Origin of the sequence: Microbacterium sp. (genome assembly GCF_035277845.1) — a bacterium.
Classification (GTDB): Bacteria; Actinomycetota; Actinomycetes; order Actinomycetales; family Microbacteriaceae; genus Microbacterium.
Map to the genome: position 1 here is coordinate 1 of NZ_DATEJS010000239.1, position 4,697 is coordinate 4,697.

At 72.9% G+C, this 4,697-nt stretch carries 4 protein-coding genes; all 4 read left to right on the forward strand.

Annotation, left to right across the window (positions count from 1 at the left end; genetic code table 11):
• On the forward strand, window positions 1-466 hold a 466-nt coding region (locus tag VJR25_RS10455), incomplete at its 5' end, for a GH32 C-terminal domain-containing protein (protein WP_324114912.1).
• Window positions 463-1,881 (forward strand): glycoside hydrolase family 32 protein, encoded by a 1,419-nt coding sequence (locus tag VJR25_RS10460; RefSeq protein WP_324114913.1) that lies wholly within the window; start codon window positions 463-465, stop codon window positions 1,879-1,881. The genes VJR25_RS10455 and VJR25_RS10460, both read left to right, overlap by 4 nt.
• A 32-nt stretch (window positions 1,882-1,913) precedes the next feature.
• Entirely contained in the window at window positions 1,914-2,144 is a 231-nt protein-coding gene (locus VJR25_RS10465) for a Sec-independent protein translocase subunit TatA (protein ID WP_324114914.1), read from the forward strand.
• Window positions 2,141-4,468: a PfkB family carbohydrate kinase gene (locus VJR25_RS10470; RefSeq protein WP_324114915.1), complete on the forward strand. Its 2,328-nt coding sequence runs from the start codon at window positions 2,141-2,143 to the stop codon at window positions 4,466-4,468. Before VJR25_RS10465 ends, VJR25_RS10470 begins: the two co-directional genes overlap by 4 nt.
• Window positions 4,469-4,697: the final 229 nt, after the last annotated feature.

Genomic DNA, 4,697 nt, shown 5'->3' on the forward strand with positions numbered 1-4,697 from the left:
GTGGTCGGCGCCCGACGGGACGCTGCGCACTGCGCCGCATCCCGCCGTCGACACGCTGCGCACGGGCGAGGCCCGGCCGGCCGACGGCGCCCGGATCGGTCCGCGTGCCGAGATCGTCGTGCCCGCTGCCGCCGACGGCACCGTGCGCCTCGACTTCGGACCCGATGAGTACTGCACCATCGAGCTCGACCCCGCCGCGGGCACCGTCACGTTCGACCGCACGCACGCGAGCCTCGACACCCGCGCCCACCGCGACCGGTCGGTCGCGCCGGACGCGTTCGACGACTCCGGACGCCCCGCCGTGCGCGTGTTCGTCGACGGATCGGTCGTCGAGATCTTCACGTCCGCCGGCCGGTCGCTCACGTCGCGCGTGTACCCGGTGGCAGCGCCCGACTGGACCGTGCACGCCTCCGCGGACGCGGTCGTGCACGACCTCGCCCCGGCGATCGAGACGGTCGCGTCGTGAGCGCCGCGCCCGTGTTCTTCCGGCCCGGCGACGGCTGGGTGGGCGACGTCATCCCGTTCCAGCACGACGGCGTCTTCCACCTCTGGTTCCTGTACGACGACCGCGCCGTCCCGAAGAACGGGATGCCCTGGCACCTGGTCACCACGTCCGATTTCGTGCACTTCACCCACCACGGCGAGGCGGTGCCGAGCGGCGGCCCCGACGCCGAGGACTTCAACGTCTACACGGGCTCCGTGGTCGTCGCGCCGGACGGCACCGCGCACCTCTTCTCGACGGCGCAGAACCCCGACCGACACGGGCCGGACGGCCGCCCGCTGCAGCTGGTCGCGCACGCGACGAGCGATGACGGACTGACCGCGTGGACGAAGCATCCCGACCTGACCTTCGGCGCGCCGGACGGCTACGAGCCGGGGGACTGGCGCGACCCGTTCGTCTTCCACGACGGCGGCGCCTGGCGGATGCTGGTCGCCGCGCGGCACGCCGACGGGCCGGAGCGGCGGCGCGGCACCATCGCCCAGCTGACCTCGACCGACCTCGCGACCTGGACACCCACGGCGCCGTTCTGGGACCCGCGCCGGTACATCACCCACGAATGCCCCGACGTGTTCCGGTGGGGCGACTGGTGGTACCTCGTCTACTCGGAGTTCTCGGACGCCTTCTGCACCCGCTACCGGGTCGCCCGCTCGGTCGACGGCCCGTGGCTCGTCCCCGACCACGACACCGTCGACGGCCGTGCGTTCTACGCGGCCAAGACCGCCGAGCGCGACGGGCGCCGGTTCTTCTTCGGCTGGATCGCCACCCGCGAGGGCGACACCGACGACGGTCCGTGGCAGTGGGCCGGCACCATGTCGGTGCTCGAAGCCGACCAGCACGCCGACGGCAGCCTCACCTTCCGCCTGCCGGACGAGGTCGTCGCCTCGTTCACCGAGAGCGTGGATGCCGGCCTGCCCGCCGGTCCCGTGCAGCTCGACGCACTCGACCGCTTCGCGCAGGTCGTGGGAGACACCGACCTGCCGGACGCCTTCCTGCTGTCGGCCGAGATCGACATCGAGCCCGGCACCGAGGAGGTCGGCCTGCTCCTGCGCGCCACCGCCGACGGCGACGAGGCCGGGGTGATCCGCCTCGAGCCGCGCCGCAACCGCGTCGTCTTCGACCGCTGGCCGCGCACGATCACCGGCGGCGAACAGTGGCAGATCTCCGGCGACGTCCCGTTCGCCCTGGAGCGACCGTGCGACCTCGGCCCCGGCATCCACCGGCTGGAGGTGCTCGTCGAAGGCGACATCCTCGTCGCGGTGATCGACCGGCGGGTGTCGCTCAGCACCCGGCTGTACCGGCGTGCGGGGGAGCGCATCGGCTTCTTCGCCAACGGCGGGCGCGCGGCGCTCGCCTCCATCGACCTCAACCGACGGCTCTGAACAGCCGCCACCCCGAATCAAAGGAGAATCCCGTGGGCGCTTTCGGATGGCCTCATCTGCTGCTCATCTTCGCCGTCATCGTGCTGCTGTTCGGAGCCACCAAGCTCCCCACGCTCGCGCGGAGCGTCGGCCAGTCCGCCCGTGCCTTCAAGGGCGAGATGAAGGCCATGCGCGAGGACGACACGTCCCCCGCACCGGTCGCCGGCGGATCCTCGGAGCCCGTCGCCCCGCCCGCACCGACGTCCGCGGGGATCGGAGGATGACGCACAGACCCGTCATCCACTTCACCCCGGCCCGCAACTGGATGAACGACCCCAACGGGCTCGTCTTCCACAACGGCCGGTACCACCTCTTCTTCCAGCACAACCCGCACGGGCTCGCGCACGCGACGATCGGCTGGGGGCATGCGTCGAGCCCCGACCTGCTCACCTGGACGGAGCATCCGGTGGCGATCGAGGCGGATGCCACCGAGCAGATCTTCTCCGGCTCGGTCGTCATCGACCACGACAACACCGCCGGGTTCGCGGGCCCCGGCGAGACCGCGCTCGTCGCGGTGTACACGTCGCTGGCGGCCGGCACCGGCATCCAGTCGCAGGCCCTCGCGTTCAGCGTCGACGACGGCCTCACCTGGACGAAGTATGCCGGCAACCCGGTGCTCGACCGGGGATCGCTCGAGTTCCGCGACCCGAAGGTGTTCCGCTACGACGGACCGGCGGGTTCCTACTGGGTGATGGTCGCCGTCGAGGCGGTCGACCGGCAGGTGCTGCTGCACCGGTCGGACGACCTCAAGACCTGGACGTTCCTGTCCGCCTACGGGCCGGCGGGTGCGGTCGGGGGCGTGTGGGAGTGCCCGGACCTCTTCCCGCTCGCGGTCGACGGCGACCCGGACGACGTGCGCTGGGTGCTGGTGATCAGCCTGAACCCGGGCGGCATCGCCGGGGGATCGGGCACGCAGTACGTGGTCGGCCGGTTCGACGGCGTCGAGTTCACGCCCGATGAGCCGCGCGGCGCGGCCGGACCGGGCGAGCTGGACGAGCTCGACTGGCTCGACTACGGCCGCGACTGCTACGCGGGCGTCAGCTTCCACGGGCTGCCGGACGACCGGCGCACCCTCATCGCCTGGATGAGCAACTGGGACTACGCCCACCACCTGCCCGACGGCGCCTGGCGGGGCGCGATGACGACACCCCGCCGACTCGCTCTGACGAGCCGTCAGGGGCGCGCGCAGCTGACGGCTCGGCCGATCCTTCCGGTGGGGGAGCGCGTCGGGTTCGACCCGGATGCCGACATCCTCCCGCTGCCGCGGGCCGCCCGGATCGACCTGCGTGCGACAGGCGACGTGGAACTCGAATTCTCCGGCCTCGGCGGGCCGGTCGTGCTGCTGCGCTGCAGCCCGGGCGAGATCGTGCTCGACCGCTCGCAGGTGTCCGGCATCCATCCCGCATTCCCGAGCGTCGAGCGGATGCCGGTTCCGGATGCCGCCGAGGTGACGATCGTCATCGACGCGACCTCGATCGAGGTGTTCGCCGCGGAGGGCCTGCGCACCCTCACCGATCTCGTGCCGTGGCGGGGCGCCGTGACGCTGCACGCGCGCAGCGCGGGTGGCGTCGTCGAGCGGCTCGAGGTCCGGGACCTCGCGCCCGGATCGGCGCCCGCACCGGTCCTCGTGGTCGGCGAGTCGCTCATCGACGTGGTCGACCGCAACGGCGACCGCGCCCGGCACGTCGGCGGCAGCCCGCTGAACGTCGCCTACGGGCTCGGCCGGCTCGGCATCCCCGCCGTCTTCGCCACGGAGTTCGGCGACGACGCGGACGGCGATGCGATCGCGCAGCATCTCGCCTCGGTCGGCGTGCCGATCGAGCGCACGGATGACACGGCCCGCGCCACGTCGACCGCGATCGCGCACATCGGGCCCGAGGGGGCCGCCGTGTACGAGTTCGACCTGGATTGGACGTTCCGCACCCCGCCGGCGGTGGCCGACGTCGCCGCGGTGCACGTCGGATCCATCGGCGCACTGCGCCTTCCGGGCGCCGAGCGGGTGCTCGCGTTCGTCGAGGCGCTGCCCGGCGATGTGCTCGTGACGTTCGACCCGAACGTCCGCCCGGCGGTCGTGCCGCCGGTCGAGCGCACCCGGGAGCTCGTGGAGCGCTATGCCGCCCGTGCCGCGGTGGTCAAGCTCAGCGACGAGGATGCGGCCTGGCTGTATCCCGGCGGAGTCGACGAGGCCGCCGCCCGGCTGCTCGGCTGCGGTGCCCGGCTCGTCGCCGTCACCTGCGGTGCGGAGGGCAGCGACCTGCACACGGGGTCGACGTCCGTGCACGTGCCGGCCCGGCCGACGCGGGTCGTCGACACGATCGGCGCCGGCGACGCCTACATGACGGGCCTCGTGGCGGCCATCGTCACGGGGATCGGTGCGCAGTCCGTGCTCGACGGCGCGCTGACGGTGCGCGACCTGGAGCGGATCGGCCGCGTCGCCGCCGCCGCTGCGGCCATCACGGTCGGCCGCTCCGGGGCCATGCCCCCGACCGCCGCCGAGCTGGCCCGCGCCCTGCGCGACGCCGCCGTCGCCTCCCCCACCGGTCGTTGAGCGAGGAGCGCAGCGACGAGACGAAACGCATGTCCCTCCCGGGAGTCGCGTTTCGTCTCGCTTCGCTCGCTCAACGACCGGGCGCGCCGGGATCACCCCACCGCCACCACCGGTCGTTGAGCGAGGAGCGCAGCGACGAGACGAAACGCATGTCCCTTGCCGAGCCTCCCGGGAGTCGCGTTTCGTCTCGCTTCGCTCGCTCAACGACCGGGGGCCGGGATCACACACC